We start from the raw sequence: 22,662 nt of genomic DNA on the forward strand, positions 1-22,662 counted from the left end.
ACCCCTTTTGTCTACAAACTGAGGCCACCAATTTGGTGGCCTTTTCTTTTGTTCGCCGGGCATGGGTGCAATCTACAGGGTGGAGTACAGAACCATGAAGGGTGTTTCAAGTAAATGATTGTACTCTTTCCACGAGGTCTGTAACCTGTTCAGTGATGGACAGCTGAATTATCAGAAATTGACTACCTCTACTCTACAACTTTGCTCTCATCTCTTTTGGTTTTGGTCAAATAGACGACCAAGCCCAAGATTATAACGAGGAAGACCAAACTGGTTCCCGTCGTACCTAGACCAAGGCCACCCTTATCACGAGGTTGTGACAGATAGTCGCCAAGAGAGGCGCCGAGAGGACGAGTCAAGATGTAGGCAATCCAGAAGGAAAGCACTGTATTTAGTTTGAAACCGTAGTGGGCGATGGTCACCACCCCAATCAACGCCGCGAACATAAGTGCTGACTTCCAATAGCCTATGTTGAGACCTTCTGCTATGAGGTCACCAGCTGCAGTACCCAAGGCGAAGGTGAAAAGGATGGCCAACCAGTAGAACGCTTCTCGTTTGGTCGTGTAGATAGAGTGAATGGACAGTGTCTTCTCACTCGAGTACCAAGCCGCAAACGTCGCAAGCATCGCAACTGTGAAGATGATAGTTGTCGTCACTAGACTGACCCCGAAATTGTCCACGAGATTGTCTGTAATCAGCGTGCCTACAACGCTAATCATCACTACCGTGAACCAGTAAATACTTGGCACATACTTACTCGCTTTGAATTGGAAGAAAAGCGTTATGATTAAAAGGACACTCATGATTAAGGTTGTGTTGGTCAAGCCCAATTTCAGATTACCAATCAGAAAGTCTGCGGCCGTCTCGCCCACAGTGGTGGCCATTATTTTGATGATCCAGAAGTAAATGATGACTTCAGGAACCTTGTTCAACATCTGCCGCCCTATGGATGGGCTTTTTGTATCATTCATTTATGAATCCTCCTTATCTTCTCTTGGTTTATTTCGTTTTCTATAAAACCTTATTGGCTGGTTTTATTGCTCCCTAGATTCACTATATCGAGTCAACCTTAACGCAACTTGAAAAAAGGATTAAAAATCAATTAAAAAGCGAAATTAAAAGCAAAATAATGCTAAATTGTAGAAAGAGCATTTCAATAATTAGTAAAAGCGAGTAAAATGCAGGACTTTGGAGCAAATATAGAAGGGTATTGAATTATAAGCGGACGACAATTTTCTGTATTTAGGATGGAACTAATATTCCTAGCTAAATTCAATAAATACATGTGGATGTGGCTTCCTTTCCATATTGCACTCAAGTAGGAGGATTTTAAATGAAACAGCGTATTTTGGTTGTAGAAGATGAAGTCCAGATAGCAACGATATTAAAGATAGAACTCGAGTACGAAGGGTATGAAGTGCTTGTGGCCCATACTGGTAAGGCGGGGTTGGAAGCTGCATTACAGGGGGAATTAGATTTAATACTTTTAGATGTTATGTTACCTGAGATGAATGGTATTGAAGTTTTAAGAAGAATACGAAATGAGAACACCTTACTGCCGATCATCCTATTAACAGCTCGTAATATTACGATGGATAAGGTGACGGGACTAGATCAGGGAGCCAATGACTATATAACGAAGCCTTTTGAAATCGAGGAGTTATTGGCAAGAATACGTTCTTGTATTCGTCAGAATTCAATAGCTGCCAAAGCTTCAAAAGAACAGGAATCGATCTTATCAATTAAGGATCTATTCATTAATCTCGATACTAGGGAGGTTAACAGGGGCGATTTTTCTATAGCGTTAACCCCGAAGGAATTTGATTTACTCGTTTATTTACTATCCAATAAAAATAAAATAGTGACACGAGAAAATATCCTGATTAATGTATGGGGTTATGAGTATGAAGGGGAGACCAATGTAATCGATGTGTATATCCGTCATTTAAGAAAGAAAACAGAAGAAGGTTTTTCTGATCCAACGATTATTCAGACGGTAAGAGGAATTGGCTATACAGTAAGGGAGAATTAAGTAATGAAAATTACTACAAAAATTAACCTGATTACGACTGCTTGGATACTCTGTGTGTTGGTTGCCGTTAATGCTGTTGTATTTATTTCTTTTATGAAAATTACTGTAAACATGGAAGAGGATATATTACTTCACAAAGCGCAAAATATTATTGCTGAAATTCAAAAGGATGATTCTCCTCAAGAGATAGAAAAAAAATTAACCACATATTTAACGAATCATTCATTTATACGGATCATTCAACCTGATTCTCAAATTAGTAGTGAAGTATCCAGTGACCATTATTTGCTTACTAAATTTAAAGGAGAATTTTCAAGCGAACAAGAATCGCAAAGAAGTACAATTAGACAAGCGCATAAAGAAGAGCAAATATTAATTGTTAGGGTTCCTATCCTATCTAAAGGTAAAGTTGTTGAAACGTTAGAAATTGGAGATAGATTACTAGGACTGGAATTAGGGAAGGATGTATTACTTTCCATTCTGACATTTTGTACGCTATTAGGGGCGGGGTTATCGTTGCTAGGCGGCAGGTGGTTATCGAATGTAATTATGAGACCTATTTCCAATATGATTAATACGATGGAGGATATTGAACAAAGCGGTATACCAAAAAAAATCATCATCCAACATGAAACAAAGGATGAACTGCAAAAAATGGCTGTTACATTCAATCGGATGATGGGCAGATTGGATGCAAATTTGGATAAACAGAAGCAATTTATTTCGGATGCTTCTCATGAAATAAAGACCCCGCTTACGATTATAAAAAGTTATGCTGATCTACTGCGAAGACGTCGTATACAAAACGAAGAGAAAGCACTTGATGTTATAGATGTAATTCATTCAGAGGCAACTCGTATACAGAAAATGACGGAAAGGCTGCTAGAATTAGCCGATACAGAATTGGAAAATACTTTAGATTATAAATCATTGAATGTAATAACTTTATGTCAGAACGTGTTTAATCAATTCAAAGAAGTCTATGATCGGGAAATAGACTTTCATTATCAAGAAGATTCCATTATGGTTATAGCAGATGAATTGAAGATAAAACAGGTGATCATTATCCTTTTAGATAACGCAATCAAATATAGTACAGACAAAATTGATGTGTATGTAAAGGATCAGCTATACTCTACGGTCATTAGAGTAAAAGATTATGGGATTGGAATACCTGAGAATGAAATAGAAAATATCTTCGAACGTTTTTACCGGGTGGATAAGGCTAGAAGCCGGGAGACAGGTGGAACAGGGCTAGGTTTGTCGATAGCCAAAAATATAATGAATCAACATAATGGGGAAATTAAAGTGGTTAGTACCGATGGAAAAGGAACAGAGGTGGTATTGTCCTTACCCAAAAGATAATCTGCTTCTTGCTAAATTCAGACTTGAATGGATGAAGAAGGTGCAAGATAATTTGCCGCTAAATACAAGAATGAGGTGTTCTGTGAGTGACACATATAGGGATGATTAGCTTGAGTATCTTATTATTGCTATTTCTCGTTTATACGATTGTCCCAACGGTATTTATTCGTGTATGCGGACTGGGCATAACCAAAAATATCAAGAGGAATAATAGGATAGCCTTAACTTTTGATGATGGACCTAACCCTGAATATACGACACAATTACTTGACCTTTTAAAAAGGTATAAGATAAAGAGTTCGTTTTTTGTTGTGGGCAGTAAAGTGAAAAACAACCCTGATATCATTAAACGAATGCATGAAGAAGGACATACAATTGGAATCCATCATTTTGATCATATTTCAAGCTGGGTCCTTTCGCCATTTCATTTAAGGAAACAGTTAGATATGACTGAAAAGGCCATAATGGAATGTACCCATGAAAAAGTCACTTTTTACAGACCTCCATGGGGCCATTTTAATATTTTTACGCAAATAGCCAGTAAGAAATATCAAGTGATCATGTGGTCAGACATTTTCGGAGATTGGAAAGTGGAAACATGCAAAAATGACCTACTTGATCAATTGCGAAAAACGTCAACAGAAGGTTCCATTCTCCTGCTCCATGACTGTGGGGAAACCTTGGGAGCGGATAAAGAAGCACCTCGATATATGATTGAAGCCTTGGAAGTTTACCTACAAGAAACAATAAAAAAGGGAACACAATTTATTACATTAAAAGACTTATAAACTGATTCGAGGGGATTTTATGAATATAGATAGTATCTTACATTTTATTGACTTATATGGCTATCTTATCATTTTTCTTTTTTTATTCATGGGCATTGTGGGAATTCCCGCCCCAGAAGAATCTCTTCTGTTTCTAATCGGAGTCTTGATTGGACAAAATAAGCTCTCTTTTGGTTTAGCTACGCTGAGTGCATTTCTTGGAGCCTTTATGGGGATGCTTATCGCTTATGTATGTGGGAAATACGTTGGGTATCATTTTATAAATAAATTTGGAAAATACGTGGGCATTACAAATGATCGCTGGGAGAAAGTACAGGGAAAGTATATGAAAAATGTCCAAAAAACAATTGTGTTTGGATTTTATCTACCAGGAATAAGACAAATTAGTCCGTATTTTGCAGGAATCAATCATATCCCCTTCTGTAAATTTCTCCTCTTTTCCCTGCTAGGCACGGTTCTCTGGACTGTCCCTTTTATAGTGGCAGGGTATTATTTGGGCAATGCCTTTCATATAAATCCGGAATATGTTCCACTTTTAGGTGTCGTATTCATAGTTTTTTTATTGATATACGTTTCTATCAATTATATGAAAAAGAAAAAAAGAATGCCCAAAAATAGGCCTACTTCTTAAGGATGATTCCCGTCCCGATTGGAATAACCAGTTTCTACAATTGGTTTTCTAATCGGGCTATTAGGTTTAGAGATGGGGACTAAAGATACCTTGAACGTATCATTAAAAATTGATTAAAAAGAAAGTTTTTAACAAAATCAGTGATATATTGTAAGAGGAAAAAAGCTCTTGAACATGCAAATAGTCTTTTTTCTTAGTATGTAATCATCGTATTAAAAGAATGATTTCTATAGGAGATGACATATATGAAGAAGATTTTGTTTTTACCTCTCTTTCGCATGCAGTCAGGACATCATCAAGTTGCAGAGGCCTTAATGGATATGTTAAAAAAACATACAAGCGGAGTTACTTTGAAAAAAGTGGATCTGTTAAGTTATACAAGTAACTCTTTAGAAAAAATGATAACAACTGGTTATTTGAAATGGATCCGTTATGCACCTGAAACCTATAATCTAGCCTATAAAAACCTTTTTTACGTTTCCTTGCCGAAGGAACGTTCCTTTAAATGGTATCAACATATATTCTTGAAGAAAATGGAACAATTGATAGCGGAGGAAAAGCCAGATTTAATTGTGTGTACACACGGGTTCCCTTCCTATCTCTTAAGCCAGTTGAAAATAAAAGGGAAATGCAATATCCCAATTATCAACGTGTATACGGATTTCTTTATTAATAATGTGTGGGGAAGCAAGGGGATTGATTTTCATTTTCTTCCTACCCAGGAATTGAAAGAAAAGCTAATAATCAAGAATCAAATACCGAAACATAGTATGATGGTAACTGGTATTCCTGTGCATGAGGAAATCACTAAAAGAGCCCGTGGATTAAAAAACGCAGATCGCCCCAAAATTTTAATTTCAGGAGGAAACAGTGGTCTGGGTGGGATATTGAATTTAGAAGATGAGTTAAAGAAATCAACCGACTGTGATTATTTTGTACTTTGTGGTAACAACAAAAAGCTATATGATGCAATCGATACGTGGAATTTAGCTCATATTAACCCATTACCTTATATCTCATCAAGGTCAGAAATGAACAAACTTTATGAAGAAGTGGACGCAATCATTACGAAACCCGGCGGTGTCACCATTAGTGAAGCACTTCGAAAAAGGCTACCGATTTTTGTTCATTCAATGCTTCCAGGACAGGAGGAAATTAATCTACAGTATTTAAAAGACCATAAACTTGTATTTGAACTCAATCACAATTTATCATTTGAAAAACAAATACTCAGTATATTAAAGGACCATAAAAAAATGGATCAGTGGGATATATCCATCGAATCTTATCAAAGGGAAATAGAGTTGGAAAAACCTGAGGGAATGGTGGAAGTAATGAAATTGATCCTTAATCTTAGACAAGCAAGTAAGCCGTCATACCTAACCAATCAGTCAAAAGTTATTTATAGCTAGGGATAATTCAGTTAAAGTACATGGTGTTAAAATATCTGTTCTGTATTTGATGAATCGGCTGGAAGATTCGTTTAATCCAGCAGCAAATTGTAGTGGGCGCCATTGGGTGATCTACAAGGGGAATTATCAACAACGGTCGAGATTTTTTTAAGAGAAAAGCTGAAAATGAAAGAGGGAAGCTGAGTTATGAACGACTTTATCCAATCTATTCTACTTACACTTATGGATTATGGGTACCTTGGAATTACCCTCGGTCTTATGATTGAAATCATTCCAAGTGAAATTGTATTATCTTATGGAGGCTTTTTAGTATCCCAAGGAAACATCAGTTTTGTAGGGGCGGTTATTGCCGGAACAATTGGTGGAACCATCGCTCAGATCTTTGTTTATTTAATCGGATATTATGGTGGAAGACCATTTTTAGAACGATACGGAAAGTATATTTTCATACACAAGAAACATATTGAGCTATCGGAATCATGGTTTACTAACTATGGACCAAGTGTCATTTTTACGGCTCGGTTCATTCCGGTTGTCAGACATGCTATTTCGATACCAGCAGGGATTTCTAAAATGTCTTTAATAAAATTCACGAATTATACGCTACTAGCCGTACTTCCATGGTCTGTGCTTTTTGTATTTCTCGGGATGAAGTTAGGAAGCAATTGGGGACAGATTAATGAGATGGCCAAGCCCTATATCCAGCCAATCGCAATAGTTGCGGTTCTTATTATTGCAGGAATGTTCATTCGCGGGTACATGAAAAAAAAGAAAAACAAAGCCTTATGAAGTTTATGGATTTAAGGAAGGGTTGTTATGGAACATAATAGGATACTTACAAAAGCCTTTATAACAACAGAAACCGAACCGATAAACGTGAAAAACTTCACAACGAATCATCGATATTGACGGTAATAGCTTTCCAAGGGGATATTCGATGGAAGCAGTTGGGTTTTATAATATGAATTAATTAAAAAGACCACCAATTTGGTGGTCTTTTTAATTAATTTATGGGGAAATAGATTGGTATTTCTTCCTTTATTTTGAAACTTTATCATCCGTAATCCGTATATAATGTGAACGATAGTAGTGAAAGTGAAAAATCAACAAGGCCACATTTAAGAAAACACCATTTGAAATGGATGGGGTTAACAGTCGTTGTTTGGTTTCCTCATAACATTAAGATTCCTTTATTTATAAATTTGATTAAGGGAAGGAATATAGAAGCATTAGAATACTTATAAATAGTATAGAAAATGTATTAGTAATATTTTTTAATAGGACAAATATTCAAATGGCAATGGAACTACTTAACTAACATGTACTAGCCCTTAGAAAGGATGCTTTCATTCATGGAAATAAGGAAACCAACTGATTATGAACTTCAAAAGGTCTTATCACTTTCGCCACAAGCTGTTTTTGACGGCACATTAGGTGAAGTGAAGCCAACTAATCAAAAAATCAAACAACTTGTTGAACCACTGCTTGCAAAAGGGAGTTATTATGTCATTGCGATAGAAGAAGATCGACTAATGGGGTGGATTCTATTAGGAGCAAGTAAAGATCAGTTTACGGATAAGATGAATGGATTTATTTATGAACTGTTTGTAATAGAAGAATACAGAGGGAAAGGTATTTCTAAGAGATTAATGGAGTCAGCAATTGATTTTCTAAAACAAGATGGGCATTCTGAAGTCCGTCTAAGTGCTTTTGCCCAGAACAAAGCTATTAAGCTCTACGAAAAAATGGGCTTTAACATCAGAACACTTACGATGAGTTTGCCGTTATGACTCTTTCAGTGGATGTTTCGTAATAGAGGAATATGTACTTGGAGGATTGCTTAGTTGACTATGGGCTGATAATCCTGATAAAAAAGCAGGTTTATTACATAAAAAAGGATAGTAATTAACCGTCCTAAAGCTTTTATCTATTAGTGTTAGACCTATTTACAGGGGGGATAAAAAAAGTGAATGAAGCAATAATTAGTTTTCTTATTATTGTAATGTTGATCATTGCGTTCACATACGGTCTTATAAGACAAATACGGCAAATAGTTAGTATCAGAAAAGGAAATAAATCAGATTATGTTCATTACAAAAGAACAGTAGTTGGAAACTATCTGAGTTGCATTTCATATGCGGGTTTTCTTATTGCCTATATCTTAAATGTACTTCTTGCATCACGTATTATACTTAGTGTATTTTTTACAAGTGATAACACCAGTTTCAGTTGTTTTATTTTTTTTGCCTTACTATTGATCGCGAAATTTGGAATTATTCCTAATGATTCAAAACAGAGGGATTTACAGAATTGATGATGTCAGAGGATGTTCAATATTCTTGTTATACAAATACGTTATTAAGAAAGAGGAAATATGAAAAAAATTCCGCTAACACTATTAATCATCGGAATATCCATTACCTTTGTCTTAAGCTTTGCCATGCCAGAGTTGGCAGGCAAAGTAAAAAACGATATAAGCTCTATGAAAATCCTATACTCCTACAGCGTTACAAAGTCATTCTTGGAACAAACCGAAGAAACAATCGAAATGGCATCTGTACCTCTGGGTAAAGTAAAGACCCAAGATGTTAATATCCGCACAGATGTTCAGCTTGAAGAAACACCACTGAATATTCAAGGTGTAGTGAAAGAAAACCTAAACAAGCCAGAAGAGTACAAACACGAAGTCACCTTAACTGGCCCCGAAAAAGGATTTACCTACCGGAAATATTATCTTACCAAAAATTACGATAAAGGAACTTACACAGTTATTCGGACTAATAAAATAACTGGAAAAGAAAAGGAGTATGCCGGAACGTACTATGAACCGAGTGCTCAGGATCCTATCATCGAGTGGTCACGTGACAAAAAGTAAAAAAGGTATGTGATTAGATGACAACTCTTATTACTACGCTTATCCCATTTTTACTATAGATAAAAACGATAGTCTAAAACAAGCCCCCCATTCTAGGGGGATATTTTTAATTAATGAACATGATTAACATGAAAGTCAGAGGAAAAATGGAAAAACCAGTTACGATTGAGAATTACAACCCAAATTGGGTTACTGAGTTCGAACATGAAAAAGCGAAGATTAAGGAAGTCCTAAAGGACAAACCTATTTGTGTTGAGCACATTGGGAGTACCTCTGTAAAAGACTTATGCGCAAAACCAATTTTGGATATAATGGCAGGCGTTCAACATTTAGATGAAGTGGACAAGTTTATTGATCCATTAAAAACAATTGGCTATGAGTTTGTCGCACATAAGGAGTTTCCTGAAAGGCGTTTTTTTAGAAAAGGCCAATGGAGAGCGGGTACACACCATTTACATATCTACAAATTCGGAAGTGAAGAGTGGAATAATCATCTATTATTTAGGGATTATTTAAGCACTCATCCTGATATTCGTAAACAATACCAGCAATTAAAACAAAACTTATCTCAAAAGCATCATTTAGATAGAGTGGGATATACTCAAGCAAAAGCCCCATTTATCCGATATGTCATAGAAGAAGCAAAAAAAAGATAAATAGTATGTGATTAAAAGGAGTATATCATTTCAATCTTTTTAGCGACCATTTTAGGCTCACTTCTCCTTACGATGGGACCAATTAATTGGAGGGGTGGTCGTAGATTGTTTTTTTAGAGGTTATATTCACTTAACAAGATTAGTAAAAAACTTGAACTGTCAAAGTCTATGAAGTAAAAGCTGAAGAGTACTGAAAGAAAAATCAAATCTAAGAGTCGTTCGCTTTTCGGTTATTACATGTTCTCTATTATTCCATGGCAGATGTAACGGCAGTGGATATAAACTGCCGTTTTTGTGTGTGAAATCTTATGGTAATAGCCTTTTAGCATGAACTTCGAACAATAAGTTCCGGGGCAAACCGATATGTAATGAACGGAGCCTGAACAGGATTAGTTATCCGGTCCAATAATAATTCTGCTACTTTGATTCCCATTTGTTGGATAGGTTGTCCAATTGTTGTGATAGAAGGTTCATAAAATTCCGAATAGGCGACATCATCAATACTGATAATGGCTACTTCATTAGGAATCGAGACTTTTTGCTTTTTCAAATAGCTAAGGATTTCACGGAGCACTAAATCATTTCCTGCTACTATGGCTGTTGGAGGCTTTTCTGTATCGAATATTTGGGCCAATTTTTCTTGAATTTGGTTTTTGGGTAAAGAATAGATATCATCTTCTCTGACTTCAAAATCATAAGATGCCATTGCTTTTTTAAATCCTTCGATTCTTTCCAACCTTGGCGTGATAGGGATATCAATAGGTAAGGTTAAAAACGCGATATTTTCGTGTCCTTTTTCAGCTAGCATGGATACAGCTAAAAAGATTGCAGCGTGATTGTCTAAAAGGACGGAATCAGATGTCACGCCATCAACTAACCGATCAACGAATACCATAGGAATCGAATGATCGATTAGATAATTATAGACTTTAAAATCATTTCCTACTGGAAAAATAATGATTCCATCTACTTGCGTAGAAACCAGCAAATCAAGGTATTCTTTTTCTTTCTCTGGATCATCAGCAGAGTCACAAATGAATACCTTCATGCCGTGCTGCCGAAACTGTTCCTCCACGGTACGAATAATTTCGGTGGACAAAGTATGTAAAATATTAGCTACGAGAATGCCTATGACTTTTGTTTTTTTTACTTTTAAATTTCTAGCATTATCATTGGGACGAAAGTCAAGTTCTTGGATGACTTGCTCGATTCTGTCTTTGGTTTCAGCACTCATATAACGAAAACGTTGGTTGATATATTGAGAAACCGTACTTTTGGAAACACCAGCCTTCTCAGCAACATCTGATATAGTAGTTTTCTTTTTTTTATTCATGGCGTTCTCCTAAAGGATATTATTTCTTGAAAATGGATACCTTCATCATAACAAAGGAGCATAATGATTCCAACGCCATTCTTTAACATGAACATGGACATGGATCTATTTTGTTATACACTGGATTTAAGAAACACCCTTAGCGCTTTTGGATGCACAGAAGCATAGTCAGCTAAATCAAAGTTTGGATGCAGAATTTCCATCGATGATTATATAAACGGTAAAAAATGATTTAATAAAAGAGATAGATAAAAAAGCAAAAGTTGGGTGAAATCTATAAATAAGTAGGTGGATCAAATATGTTAATAAAGTGGATAAAATGCCAAGTGAATGAGGAAAACAAGAGTTCATTTTCTAACGCACAAGAGGGTTGGGGAGATTTGAAACAGTTAGATGGATTTATAGGCCAAATCGGGGGATGGGATAAAAACAATCCGTTTGAAGCAGGCATTATTTCTTTCTGGAGAGATGATCGTTCTTACCAAGCATTCATGGAGCAACAGCATGATGGAATTTTCGAGAAGAGTAACCAAAGAAATACTTATTCCAATATCTCTGTTCAAATTTTCGAGAAAATGTTTAATACAAGCACAACAGACATGACAGATTTTTTAAGTAAGGGAAGTCTTCTTCGAGTGGCAGATTGTTTTGTAGAAACAAATAAACAACTTGAGTTTGAGCACATGCAAAAAGAAGTATGGAACAAAGGGATGATGGCTTCACCAGGAATGCTTGCTGGAGTATTTGCTGAAAAGAAAAATGGAAGATATCTGGTCGCTTCATTATGGGACAAGGATTGTTCACATCAATGGTATGTGGACAATAAAATGCCTGCCTTAATTCAGAGTTCTGGAGTCAAGGACCCTGCAATAAGGATTACAGGAAGTTTATTAAAAGTTAATCCAAAATGGATCGTTTTTTGAATGATCGGGATGTTTCCTTAAATCCAAAGTAGGTTCAGGTTGAATCTAAGTTGCCCATAAACAATGGCTATTGTTCAACAAGCTTTACGAAGTTTACGAGATGAAACAGATAAACGGGGTTTAGCTCAAGTATCTGCGAATCTACCCCTTTAGGATCCCCCAGCATATTAAACCCGACTTTATCTTTGAAAGAAAGAGATAGAATCGGGATTTGTTTTTATTAGATGTTTTAAAACTTTTTTGGGAATTGCTTGATAATCCCTTCTGTTAGGGTGTCTGCCAATTTAATAATATGATCTTCACCTTTATCAAAAGCAGAAATTTCCGCATCTGTATCCTTTTTAATTCTTGATACAACTTGGTCTGTAAGCAATTTTAAATGTGTATATAGCAATTCCTTTAATTCATCATTGCTCCAATTTGGATTGGCTTTACTAAGAAAAAGAGCAATATCATCAGCATTTTTATACCATTCAGCATTAAATATTTTCAGATTTTCCTGGTTTCCGCTTTTTGCTGCATCCACCACTTTTCCTGCAAGAACGATGTGCTCCCTTAACAGTTCAGCTAGTTTGTTGCCGGCTGCATCGCCATAATAAGGTTTGATTGCATTTCCTATATCATCCTGATTTTTTAATAACCTAGTCAGTACCTTTTCTTTGTCATCCAAATCTGATAAGGCACTTACCATATAGCTTCTTGTCCATATAGTATGGTCGATCCAAAGTTTCTGTAAAGTATGTTTTAGCTGTTCCGATGATTTACTAATACATTGTCTTTGTTGAGCCCCTTTTCCTTTTGCCTCAGTAGTTAGAGGAGAAAAGATCAAAGCAAAAGACATAAACAAGATCATTAACTTTAAAAACCGGTTTTTGATAAAAACCATCCCCTTTATAGAAATTTACATGCTCTATTATTATTTGATTAATTTACAGATTTTACTCTATAAGGGACTTAACAGAAAAATGAGCAAAAAAAATTATCGCCGACTTTACGATGATCACCAATAAGCTACTAAAACCTCGATTTCATTACGCAATCGGTTTTTTTAATATGTGGAAATTCTATATTGACAGTGAAGGTGTATTACGAGTATAGTACATCTATAAGGTGTATGAACTACTTAATACATACACTCGTTATTAAATTTCAAATCGAAGTTTTTTCCTAAATAAATAGGGGGTAGTTTTATGAACGTTAATACCCGAGAACCGGTATATTTGCAAGTTGTGAGGCATTTTAAAGAACAAATTGCCATTGGGAAATTCGTAGCGGGACAGGAAATTCCATCCCGAAGAGAACTGGCGGCTTCACTGAACATTAATCCTAATACAGCTCAAAAAGCGTATAAAGAAATGGAGGAACAGGGTTTGATTCATACAGAAAGAAATTTTCCTAGTCAAATCACAACAAATGAAACGATTTTACAGGCTGTTAGACAGGAGCTTATTCTGGCAGCGGTTGATTCTTTTGTCGATGCTATTCGGCCTATTAATGTGCCAGTTGAAGAGCTGCTTCGAGTGGTTAAAGAAAAATATTCGGAAGAAATAAGGGAGGGGGAAGAAAAATGATAGAAGTAAAACAAATCTCTAAGAAATACGGCCGGAAGACAATCTTAGATGGTGTTTCGTTTACTGCTAATAAAGGTGAAGTCACTTGTCTGATCGGGATAAATGGTGTCGGGAAAACGACTACACTCAAAGCCATTATGGGATTGACGCCTTATAAAGGTGAAATCTTAATTGATAATGAAAAAATGACTAAGAACAGTTATGAAAAAATCACGTTTATTCCGGACGCACCGACCATGCTTCCATCAATGACGGTTAAACAGGCAATGGTTTTCATGGAAGATTTCTACACGTCATGGAACTCGGAAAGAGCTAATCAATTATTGGGATTTTTTAAACTGAACGAAGAGATCCCCATTTCGGAATTGTCAAAAGGCAACACAGCTAAGCTTAACCTAATGCTGGGTCTGTCCCTTGATGTGGATTATGTACTGATGGACGAACCATTTTCGGGCATTGATATGTTTAGCCGGGAGCAAATTGCCGATGTCTTTGCGAGCCACCTTATCGAAGACAGAGGAGTCATCATCACGACCCATGAAATCGGTGATATTGAACATTTAATCGATAAGGTCATTTTATTGGATAACGGTAAAGTCCTCAAAGAGTTCAATACAGAAGAAATGCGTGAAGAGGAAGGGAAATCAGTAGTCGATGTAATGAGAGAGGTGTACCAATCATGATGCGTTATTTAAAGCTAGTGAATTTTGAAATCAATCGATTTAGTAAAATATATATTTCTTTATTGTTGATAACATTGGTGTCGCAGTTAGTTGGAGTGATCATTGGAACAAAGAGTTTTCTTAATCGAGCCCATGATATCATGTCGGAAGAAAAAATATCAGAAGCCGCCTATTTTACTAATTATGGTGGTATTGATTTTACCCAAATTGCTAATTCTCTCTGGTTCCAAGGACCGATCGCGTTGAGTGCAGTTGCTCTTGTTTTTTACATTTTTCTGATTTGGTATCGTGATTGGTTTGGAAAGAATACCTTCATTTATCGCCTATTGATGTTACCGACATCGAGATTGTCAATCTACCTTTCTAAAGCTACGGCCATCATCTTGATGGTGTTAGGGTTGATTGCTTTGCAGATTATCATTTTACCCATGGAAAATGCCCTATTTAATTCATACGTACCTGAATCGTTCTTGAACAAGGAAATGTCAATTTACTCCATTGCGAAATTTAATAGTGTCTTGAATTTGGTTATCCCAAGCACCTTCACACAATTCCTGCTTAACTATGGCATTGGTCTTATGGTCATGTCGATATTATTCACAGCGATCATGTTTGAAAGGAGTTTCCGTATAAAAGGCATCATTTTGGGCTTGGTGTATACCGGAATCGCCGCTGCGTTGTTTTTAACTCCTGTTTTCGTAATGGCAAGTGATGTTTTCTATTTTTACCCTGGTGAACTCGTGGGTATACTGATCGCTTTAGGAATCATTGTGACAGGACTATCGATTTGGCTTGGTTCCTGGTTATTGAAAAATCGCGTTACCGTATAACAACTATTAAAGGAGAGTGAACAAGGTGAAACGTTATATATGCAGCATCATTATTGGAATGGTTGTCATCTTAAGCATCGGAACCTATTATGTCAAAGTAGCTTCCTCCGCTTCCGGCCTTCCAAAGTATACGTTCAAGACGCTAGAAGGTAGTAGCAAAGAGCTTGATCCGGTAATCATAAATGGTTCTTCACTTGAAGCCAATCCCTATTTTGAATTATTAACGATTGAATCCAATCAAACAACATATGACAGCGAAAAGTCTTACTTTGAAAGCTTAACTGGAAGACAAGATGCTCAAATGGGAAGATTAATGAAAGAACATCGTTCATTTATGCGTGGTAAGGGTTTTATCGATTCTTTTTATGAAGACAGTGATTTCCTGGCTTACGCCTCGGTAAATGAAGATTTCACAAAGAGCGGAAACATGGAAGCGAAGTTTGATATCGCTTTATTGGAGAAGAAAAGCAACGATGAAAGTTCTTTCAGTTTGGAACTTCCTGATCAAGAGAGAAAAATGAATACGAATGTCGTGGATGTGCAATTGGTCCATTCAAAACTACAGGTATTAACGACTAATGATGTGAATTCCAACGATGACAAACAAACGAAAGAGGTTCATCTGTATACGATCGATTTAGCTAATAAGAAAGTAATAGGCGATAAAACTCTTTTATCCGAAACTTATAATGGCAATGACCAAGTCGAAGTTGGGATGCCAATTGATGTTGCTCCCACCCAGTCAAACAACATGATTTTATTTTCTGTGATCAAAGGGGTAAATCATGAGGATGGTCCATATGAGGAAAAGCCAAAAGAAAGCAAACTGCTATCTTATCATTATGAAACGGAAAAATTAGAAACGGTTAATGGGTCCGAAAAAGAATCTCTTAGCCTGGACATGGCAAAATCAGGATATGTTGATGGGGAAAACCTATACGCAGTTGATACCAAATCCGATAAATATCACATTAAGACGTTTGATCTAAGCAGTCAAAAGATAACAAAGGATCTAGAGCTAGATCTAGCTGTTCATAAGAATGAAGAATACTTCGCCACCGTTAAGAATGGAAAGGTGTATATCCTTCTAGGTAATGACAGATATCCAGAGGAAATGGATTATAAAACTAAACCGCCTCGATTGCTGATTGCCGATTTAAAGACCGGAAAGACTTTATATAAAGGTGAAACAGTCATTCAATCAGCAGATCAAAAGAAAACCAAAAATCATGGTTTTTATATAGAAAATATAGAAGTCAAATAAGGACCCCTATCACTAGAAGCAGTCTCAAAAACTATTGAGACTGCTTCTTTTTTTAGTGAAGGTCGAATTATTTCTCTGAAGGACGAATTATTTCTCATGAAGGACGAATTATCTCACTGAAGGACGAATTATTTCTCATGAAGGTCGAATTATTTCTCTGAAGGACGAATTATTTCTCTGAAGGTCGAATTAATACCAACAACGGAAGAATTAATACCAACAACGGACGAATTAACCCCAACAAAGGACGAATTCCCGTTGTGCAATAAAACTATTTGCTTATCTCAGACTTATTCTTTAGATCGAACTCATGGCATAAAAGCATTAAAAAAAGGGATATCCCATTACAGGATATCCCTTTCTAATTTCGATCAAATTGAAGCGATTTTTGCTCTTGCTGCACTTTCATTCTTGCCGTGCAAGAAGTAGTAAAGAAGAGAAGTTGCTATGACCACAACACCTAGGATGACATAAAGTGTACTGTAGCCTGTTAATGGAATGATTAAACCTAGTATATAAGGACCGAATCCAAGTCCAGCATCAAGCATGATAAAGAAGGTTGACGTTGCCATTCCCATACGGTGAGGCGGAGTCATTTTAACGGCGATCGCTTGCGAGCTTGATTGCATATTACCGAATCCAAGTCCAATAAGGAATCCGGCTGCCAATAAAGTGAAACTATTACTTGTTTGACTTAGAAGGAGCAGTCCGGCTCCAAAGATAATAAAGGCCGGATACATAATATAGTTCGATCCTCTCCGGTCCATTAACGGTCCTGAGAAAGGGCGTGATAACAATACTGCTACTGCATAGACTACAAAGAAGAAGCTTGCAGTATTAACTAGGTTGATTTCCATTGCATAGAAACTGATAAAAGAAAGAACGCTAGAGTAACAGAAAGCTAATAATAGAGTAATAAATGAGATGGGCAGTGCCTTTGGCTCAATAAAGTTGGATAGCTTGAATCCCTTACTTTCAGATACTTTGATCGTTCCTTTTAATGCAGGTACATAAAGGAAGAATGCTGTAATCAAACTGATTACCCCTAAAGCAAGGCAGAAACTAAAAATCGTTTGAAAGCTTGCATGTTGTGTCATATAAAGTCCGATGAAAGGACCGATTGCTGTGGCCAGTGTTGCACTCATGCTGTAGTAGCCGATTCCTTCCCCTTTTCGTGTTGCCGGGATAATCTGAGCTACAATCGTTCCTGTCGCTGTGCTGGCCATACCCATTGCTATACCATGTATTAGACGGTTAGCAAGCAGAAAGGTAATACCGAAATCAACAAAATATAATAGTGTTGTCAAAGTAAAAAAGATTAGACCAATATACAATGTTTTCTTACGGCCAATCGAATCAATAAAGCGGCCGATGAATAGTCGCCCAATTAAAGTTCCAATAATAAATATCCCAGATATAAGGCCGGCTTGGCTTGTAGAAGCATTTAATTCATTTACTGCATAGATAGCCAATGTCACCATTAATAAATAAAAAATTAATGTTATGAAAAAATTGATGGAGGAAACAATAACAAAATCTTTCGTCCACAATTTTGGTTTGGATTGATCCATTTTATTATCCCCTTACTCTATAATATTATTTCTTACTTCGCTCATAATGCGGATGGCTGCGAGCTGTTCTTCTTCAGAGATTCCTGTTAAAATGTCCTGTTCATATTGGTCAATGGTCACACGGACATCACTATATATCTTGGTTCCAAGCTCTGTAAGCTGCATTCTTTTTTCGCGTCTATCTTTGCTGGGAACATGCTCTACATATCCTAATTCTTCTAAGCGGGTAATGGTCCTGGTAATTGTGGGTTTTTCCACACTCTGATAATTTGCAAGCTCTACAAGCGTTGCAGAACCATAATTGGATAAGTAATGCAAAATTGACCATTGCGCTCTGTGCAAATTATGCTTGTTTAGCTGTATATTTAGATTATTTTCAAAAGGCCGGTACAGTAGCAATAGTTCTTGAAAGAATTTTTGGTAAGTCTTTATCAGAAACACTCCTTATAATATATAGTTACTGAGAGTAATTGTTACCCTGAGTAACTATAATAACAGAAATTATAGCAATATGTCCAGTCGCTTTTAAGGATCAGACATCATAGGTAGTTCTTTAATCAGGTATAGAAGCCACTTCATGAAATCGGCTAGGTTTTTTGCCAGAGTTAAGGGGGAATACACCTAGAGGAGATGATGTGAAGCATGTACAAATCAATGATTGCATTAGTTGCAGCCGCAACAATGCTAACTGCTTGTAACAGTAATGAAACAGATGAAAACACTAAAGAGGTTACAGAAAAAAGTGAACAGCCCGTGCAAACAGCAGATGAACAAGTAACACAAAATGAATCCGCACAAAACGGAACAACTCCAATTGCAGATCATGAGAAGTGGTCTTCTTTACCTGAATATGGAAAGATAATCGAGCAAATCGGCAACGAAGATTATAATTTTAATAAGGAAACGGATAATGACAATAAACGCGTTTTTCTTATTGACCTAAAGGGTGAAAAACAATATAAAACCATTTTCGTTAAAAATACCAATCGCCTTAAAATCGTAAAAATAAACGGTGGCGGAGAGATTTTTAATGAGGTCATTAAATAAAAAGTCACTACACTAAGCTGTTTGACATCACAGAAAAAGGGGCTGTAATGACAGCCCTTTTTGTCATTTGTAATAGAAGAAAACTAATTAAAACCCGATAGTAAAAAGTGCAATCACTATGGCGAGTCCTATTATAACGAGTATTGTGGTTATAATTCCGGCATACTTCAACCGTCCTTTTTCTTTGGATTTGAAACCTAAAATCCCAAATATAATACTAGTTATCAAAAGGATAGGACCTAAGATGAAGGATACATAAGCCCATACTATCTGACTTCGGGATTCACCAACATCTCTAAAAAGTAAAATAATCAGTTATGCTCCTATGATACTTAAAACAAGTGAAAACAAACTATATTTACTCCTCAAAGTATCACCCCTAAATAATAAAATCTCGAGTGCATACTATCTATATGAAAAATAACCTTTTATACCCACTCAAAAAAACTTACAAGTAAGTTACTAAAAGAATGATATATAATAGGAAGGATCATATTCCTAAATCTTAAAGCAAGTAAATCACATCCAAAACCTGTTACTAAATGACTTATTTCGGATTTTCATGAGTAAAAGCAAATAGAATAAAACCAACTTTAGATAAATACAGAGAGAAAAAGTGGGTGTGATATGAAAGGTGCAAAATTCAAGGAGTTTTTATTTGTATTTGGAACATATACATTTCTCATGTTGTTCTTTTTTAGTTTCACGGATATAAATTGGAATTATGATAATTTATATGATTTAAAACCCTATATAGGTGTCGTAGGGCTTATAGTTATGATCAGTTATATTGAAAGATCCCAGAATGTTTTAACAAAAATGAGTTACTTTTGGATTAAAATTTGTGCCATACTCTTTAGTTTAATACTGCATATAGCCTTCACTTCTTAAAGAATTATTTGAATTTGCAACTATACATAGATTTTTAAGTTATAAGAGTTATTTTTATGAAAAAACCTTTAATCCATTCTTTCGCACACTGAATCGTGTATACGGTTTTCAATTTAGAAATATAAGGGGATATCTAGGAGGATGACAGTTGTCAAAAGGACTTATTCATCATATTGAGCTATATGTTTCTGATTTAAAAAGGACTGTTGATTTTTGGGGCTGGTTTTTAGAGGAATTAGGGTATGAACCTTTTCAGGAGTGGGAAAGCGGGAAGAGTTGGAGCATAGGTGAAATGTATATAGTCTTTGTCCAAGCAGAGGAACGATTTCTTGATGTTCCCTATCATAGGCGGAGAGTAGGTCTTAACCATTTAGCATTTCACGCGACTTCACGTCATCAGGTTGATGATATGACTCAAAAATTAAGGGACAAAGGAGTAAGCATTCTCTATACTGACACTCACCCATTCGCTGGTGGAAAGGAGCATTATGCTGTTTACTTTGAAGACCCAGATATAATGAAAGTTGAATTGGTGGCACCTTAAGTATTTTCCATTATAGGGGAGTTAGTTTGATAAGATGAAGGAGAATTGCTAAGCAACCTCACTATATGATAAGGAGCTAACGACATCCATCTTTAGCTGTAGGTAGCCCTTTATCAGGTGTAGGAATAATTATTATAAGAATAGGGATAAGAATTGCCGTTTCCATTTTTCGGATTTTTCTCGTGTTCCTCGTGTTTAATGTGTTCAACCTCAAGGGTAATTGCATGAAGTAATATAAATGCACCAATAACTTGAATCCAGCTACCGACCAATAGAATCTGTTCCCCAATTACACTTTTTTCGTTTAAAACGTAAATATTACCGATCGCTGCTAAAAAAGAGCCTAAAGAAATGAAGCTATTTCCTATAATCGCAAGTTCCCTATAGGATGAATCCTCTTCAAGAAATGCACCTACTGCTTCAAAAGCTGCGCCAAGACCTTGGACTCCACTGCCAAGGGTATCTATTTTTACTCCCTCTTCCTCAGCACCATTTAGTTCAATACTTACTCCAACTGCATTTGTACTATTACCAGCAGCCTCAAGCCAAGCACCGAAGATGGTATATATTTGTGCTAGCTCCCTCTCAGGTTTTAACAGCTTAGTTCTCCCGATGGCTTGCAACGAGTTTCCGAATGCTTCAATCCCATTTCCTTTTACGATTAAATCTTTCCCCTGATCGCTGTGGGTGAAAGTTTGCTGGGTCTGCCCGGTTGTATCAATAAGTGAACCAATAAATAGTATCCATGCTCCTGAAAGAATGAGGTCTTCTCCACGAAATGTCATATTCCCAAACGCTCCTTAAAAGAGGTTATTTTATATTATTCATAAACCAGTGTATGTTTACATAAACCTTCAAAGCCAGGGTTTAGGAATGAGAGGTAGCCCATCGTTTGAAATGAATCGAATCGTTTCTAATTATTAAGAAGATGAGGGAAGTTAGTTATATTTTAACTTTCAAATTATTGGTATAATGTAGGCAATTGTCTAGAGGTGGTGAAATTGTAAGTGAAATACATTTTTCAATTAGTAATTGCTATGTTGTTTCTTTTGTTTTTTACATTGTGTACATGGTACGAAGGAAGCGAAATTTTAGATAACCCATGGGAATGGAAATATTCAACTCACTTTTCACAGATGCTGAATGATCAAGTTGTGGATGCAAATGATATTTCAGTTTTAGATTATTTCGTATATGCAGCTAAATTCAAACCATTGTTTCCTAGCCTTATGATAATTACAGCACTTTATATAATCATTCTTTTGGGATCGATGCTATTTAAAAGAAGTGCCAAAAAAATAGCTTTATTTCTTTCTGGTTTGGGAGTACTTTTACTACTTTTAAGCAGATTGGTATCTAATTCCCCGTCTGCAGGGGGAAGTTTCTTTAATACTTTTTTTCTAACAAGTGGAATTATATCCGTACTAATTGCTGCCTTATATTATTATCAAATGCCAGAAAGACATAAGACTGGAGTATAAATGTACTTTATGCCTTTTGTAGTTAACTGAGCATTATTGGACGAAAAAGCTGCTATTCATAAGCAGCTTTTTTTTGTGTCGAAGCCTTTTTGAATAACCCTTAATCAATCAAAATGTCATTTTCATATTTATTTTGCGTGGATAACAAATAAAGGATCATATATATTAGCCTGACTAATATGTATGATCCTTTTATATCTTTTCAACAATCGCCCCCTTTAATTGAATAACTTGACTAACGTTTTAATCAACTTTATTTGTAATAAAACATCTTTTTAGTCATTCAACCTTTTTTTCAAAACAGCTTCTTTCTTTTTGTTCGTTTACCAAGATTAATAATATTAATTTGAGCAAACATTCATTAGCCAAAAGCGAAAAACATACGCTAAGCAAAATATGACATCAAGAAATCGGCTACTTCATTATTTTATTAAAGGAATAACGTCAAGAAATGAGGGATTACAGCATTAAATGTTTTTTCTTTCAATAAACCATTCGCAATATTATACACACCTAATGTATCAATTTATTATTTAGGGTCATGCCTATCATTCTGATGGATGCATGACCCTTTTATATTTTTCAAATATATCCGTCAAGAAGTTGTTATGGTAATAATACGCGATGGAAAGATAATAGATAATGATAAAGACGTTAGTGTGAAGGGTGTTCGGTTCAACACTGGGGTGTTGAATAGTTAAGAAAAATAGCAGGGAAATAAGCATAATAAAACGAATATTAATATATAATTGAAACAATAAATTT

Annotated in this window: 23 protein-coding genes; 17 read left to right on the plus strand and 6 right to left on the minus strand. The window is 35.9% G+C overall.

Annotated features, from left to right (window positions below; genetic code table 11):
- Window positions 1–188: 188 nt before the first annotated feature.
- Window positions 189–971, minus strand: coding sequence for a COG4705 family protein (locus JFU50_RS13650; RefSeq protein WP_201222887.1), 783 nt, complete (start codon window positions 969–971; stop codon window positions 189–191).
- Between the two features lie 362 nt (window positions 972–1,333).
- On the opposite strand from JFU50_RS13650, the gene JFU50_RS13655 reads away from it, so the two are divergent.
- The 9 genes from JFU50_RS13655 to JFU50_RS13695 all read left to right on the plus strand — a co-directional run bounded on the left by JFU50_RS13655 (window position 1,334) and on the right by JFU50_RS13695 (window position 9,759).
- The gene (locus JFU50_RS13655; protein ID WP_201186909.1) at window positions 1,334–2,032 is read left to right on the plus strand and encodes a response regulator transcription factor; all 699 of its coding nucleotides are present in this window, start codon (window positions 1,334–1,336) and stop codon (window positions 2,030–2,032) included.
- Window positions 2,033–2,035: 3 nt separating this feature from the next.
- On the plus strand, window positions 2,036–3,397 hold the full coding sequence (locus JFU50_RS13660) for a sensor histidine kinase (protein WP_201186907.1): 1,362 nt from the start codon (window positions 2,036–2,038) through the stop codon (window positions 3,395–3,397).
- Window positions 3,398–3,498: 101 nt separating this feature from the next.
- Complete coding sequence (locus JFU50_RS13665) at window positions 3,499–4,185, plus strand: polysaccharide deacetylase family protein (protein WP_201225078.1); 687 nt, start codon at window positions 3,499–3,501, stop codon at window positions 4,183–4,185.
- Between the two features lie 19 nt (window positions 4,186–4,204).
- Window positions 4,205–4,816, plus strand: coding sequence for a DedA family protein (locus tag JFU50_RS13670; protein WP_201222888.1), 612 nt, complete (start codon window positions 4,205–4,207; stop codon window positions 4,814–4,816).
- Between the two features lie 245 nt (window positions 4,817–5,061).
- Window positions 5,062–6,228: an MGDG synthase family glycosyltransferase gene (locus JFU50_RS13675; RefSeq protein ID WP_201222889.1), complete on the plus strand. Its 1,167-nt coding sequence runs from the start codon at window positions 5,062–5,064 to the stop codon at window positions 6,226–6,228.
- 186 nt (window positions 6,229–6,414) lie between these two features.
- The gene (locus tag JFU50_RS13680) at window positions 6,415–7,017 is read left to right on the plus strand and encodes a DedA family protein (RefSeq protein WP_098372998.1); all 603 of its coding nucleotides are present in this window, start codon (window positions 6,415–6,417) and stop codon (window positions 7,015–7,017) included.
- A gap of 563 nt (window positions 7,018–7,580) precedes the next feature.
- A complete protein-coding gene (locus JFU50_RS13685; protein WP_201222890.1) occupies window positions 7,581–8,018 on the plus strand; it encodes a GNAT family N-acetyltransferase in 438 nt (145 codons plus the stop codon).
- A 584-nt stretch (window positions 8,019–8,602) separates the two neighbouring features.
- Entirely contained in the window at window positions 8,603–9,103 is a 501-nt protein-coding gene (locus JFU50_RS13690) for a hypothetical protein (RefSeq protein ID WP_201222891.1), read from the plus strand.
- A gap of 146 nt (window positions 9,104–9,249) precedes the next feature.
- A complete protein-coding gene (locus JFU50_RS13695) occupies window positions 9,250–9,759 on the plus strand; it encodes a GrpB family protein (protein ID WP_056521258.1) in 510 nt (169 codons plus the stop codon).
- Between the two features lie 322 nt (window positions 9,760–10,081).
- Here JFU50_RS13695 and JFU50_RS13700 read toward each other — a convergent pair whose 3' ends face one another.
- The gene (locus JFU50_RS13700) at window positions 10,082–11,092 is read right to left on the minus strand and encodes a LacI family DNA-binding transcriptional regulator (RefSeq protein ID WP_201222892.1); all 1,011 of its coding nucleotides are present in this window, start codon (window positions 11,090–11,092) and stop codon (window positions 10,082–10,084) included.
- Window positions 11,093–11,391: 299 nt separating this feature from the next.
- Between JFU50_RS13700 and JFU50_RS13705 the strand changes: the two genes are divergently transcribed.
- Window positions 11,392–12,015, plus strand: coding sequence for a YdbC family protein (locus JFU50_RS13705; RefSeq protein ID WP_201186894.1), 624 nt, complete (start codon window positions 11,392–11,394; stop codon window positions 12,013–12,015).
- 229 nt (window positions 12,016–12,244) lie between these two features.
- On the opposite strand, the gene JFU50_RS13710 is transcribed toward JFU50_RS13705, so the two are convergent.
- Entirely contained in the window at window positions 12,245–12,856 is a 612-nt protein-coding gene (locus JFU50_RS13710; RefSeq protein WP_242489042.1) for a glycosyltransferase, read from the minus strand.
- 349 nt (window positions 12,857–13,205) lie between these two features.
- Between JFU50_RS13710 and JFU50_RS13715 the strand changes: the two genes are divergently transcribed.
- From JFU50_RS13715 to JFU50_RS13730, 4 genes are read left to right on the plus strand one after another with little or no spacing between them, the layout of a single operon-like run.
- A complete protein-coding gene (locus JFU50_RS13715) occupies window positions 13,206–13,586 on the plus strand; it encodes a GntR family transcriptional regulator (protein WP_056521067.1) in 381 nt (126 codons plus the stop codon).
- Window positions 13,583–14,269, plus strand: coding sequence for an ABC transporter ATP-binding protein (locus JFU50_RS13720; protein WP_201186892.1), 687 nt, complete (start codon window positions 13,583–13,585; stop codon window positions 14,267–14,269). Before JFU50_RS13715 ends, JFU50_RS13720 begins: the two co-directional genes overlap by 4 nt.
- Window positions 14,266–15,099: a hypothetical protein gene (locus JFU50_RS13725; protein ID WP_201186890.1), complete on the plus strand. Its 834-nt coding sequence runs from the start codon at window positions 14,266–14,268 to the stop codon at window positions 15,097–15,099. Before JFU50_RS13720 ends, JFU50_RS13725 begins: the two co-directional genes overlap by 4 nt.
- A gap of 25 nt (window positions 15,100–15,124) precedes the next feature.
- Window positions 15,125–16,363, plus strand: a complete 1,239-nt coding sequence (locus JFU50_RS13730) for a hypothetical protein (protein ID WP_201222894.1) — start codon at window positions 15,125–15,127, stop codon at window positions 16,361–16,363.
- Between the two features lie 371 nt (window positions 16,364–16,734).
- Here the strand turns inward: JFU50_RS13730 and JFU50_RS13735 are convergent, their stop codons facing one another.
- Together JFU50_RS13735 and JFU50_RS13740 are read right to left on the minus strand one after the other, a co-directional pair.
- Window positions 16,735–17,934 carry an MFS transporter gene (locus JFU50_RS13735; RefSeq protein WP_201222896.1) on the minus strand — a complete coding sequence of 400 codons (1,200 nt, stop codon included), beginning with the start codon at window positions 17,932–17,934 and terminating at the stop codon, window positions 16,735–16,737.
- Window positions 17,935–17,946: 12 nt separating this feature from the next.
- Window positions 17,947–18,375, minus strand: coding sequence for a MarR family winged helix-turn-helix transcriptional regulator (locus tag JFU50_RS13740; RefSeq protein ID WP_397443382.1), 429 nt, complete (start codon window positions 18,373–18,375; stop codon window positions 17,947–17,949).
- A gap of 201 nt (window positions 18,376–18,576) precedes the next feature.
- Between JFU50_RS13740 and JFU50_RS13745 the strand changes: the two genes are divergently transcribed.
- Window positions 18,577–18,981, plus strand: coding sequence for a hypothetical protein (locus JFU50_RS13745; protein ID WP_201222898.1), 405 nt, complete (start codon window positions 18,577–18,579; stop codon window positions 18,979–18,981).
- 1,039 nt (window positions 18,982–20,020) lie between these two features.
- Entirely contained in the window at window positions 20,021–20,416 is a 396-nt protein-coding gene (locus tag JFU50_RS13750; protein WP_201222900.1) for a VOC family protein, read from the plus strand.
- 113 nt (window positions 20,417–20,529) lie between these two features.
- Here the strand turns inward: JFU50_RS13750 and JFU50_RS13755 are convergent, their stop codons facing one another.
- The gene (locus JFU50_RS13755) at window positions 20,530–21,201 is read right to left on the minus strand and encodes a DUF6944 family repetitive protein (protein WP_201222902.1); all 672 of its coding nucleotides are present in this window, start codon (window positions 21,199–21,201) and stop codon (window positions 20,530–20,532) included.
- 222 nt (window positions 21,202–21,423) lie between these two features.
- Between JFU50_RS13755 and JFU50_RS13760 the strand changes: the two genes are divergently transcribed.
- Complete coding sequence (locus JFU50_RS13760; RefSeq protein ID WP_313888866.1) at window positions 21,424–21,897, plus strand: YjdJ family protein; 474 nt, start codon at window positions 21,424–21,426, stop codon at window positions 21,895–21,897.
- The last annotated feature ends 765 nt before the right edge of the window (window positions 21,898–22,662 follow it).

The sequence above is a fragment of the Peribacillus sp. TH14 genome (assembly GCF_016651145.1).
Taxonomy (GTDB): Bacteria; Bacillota; Bacilli; order Bacillales; family DSM-1321; genus Peribacillus; species Peribacillus butanolivorans.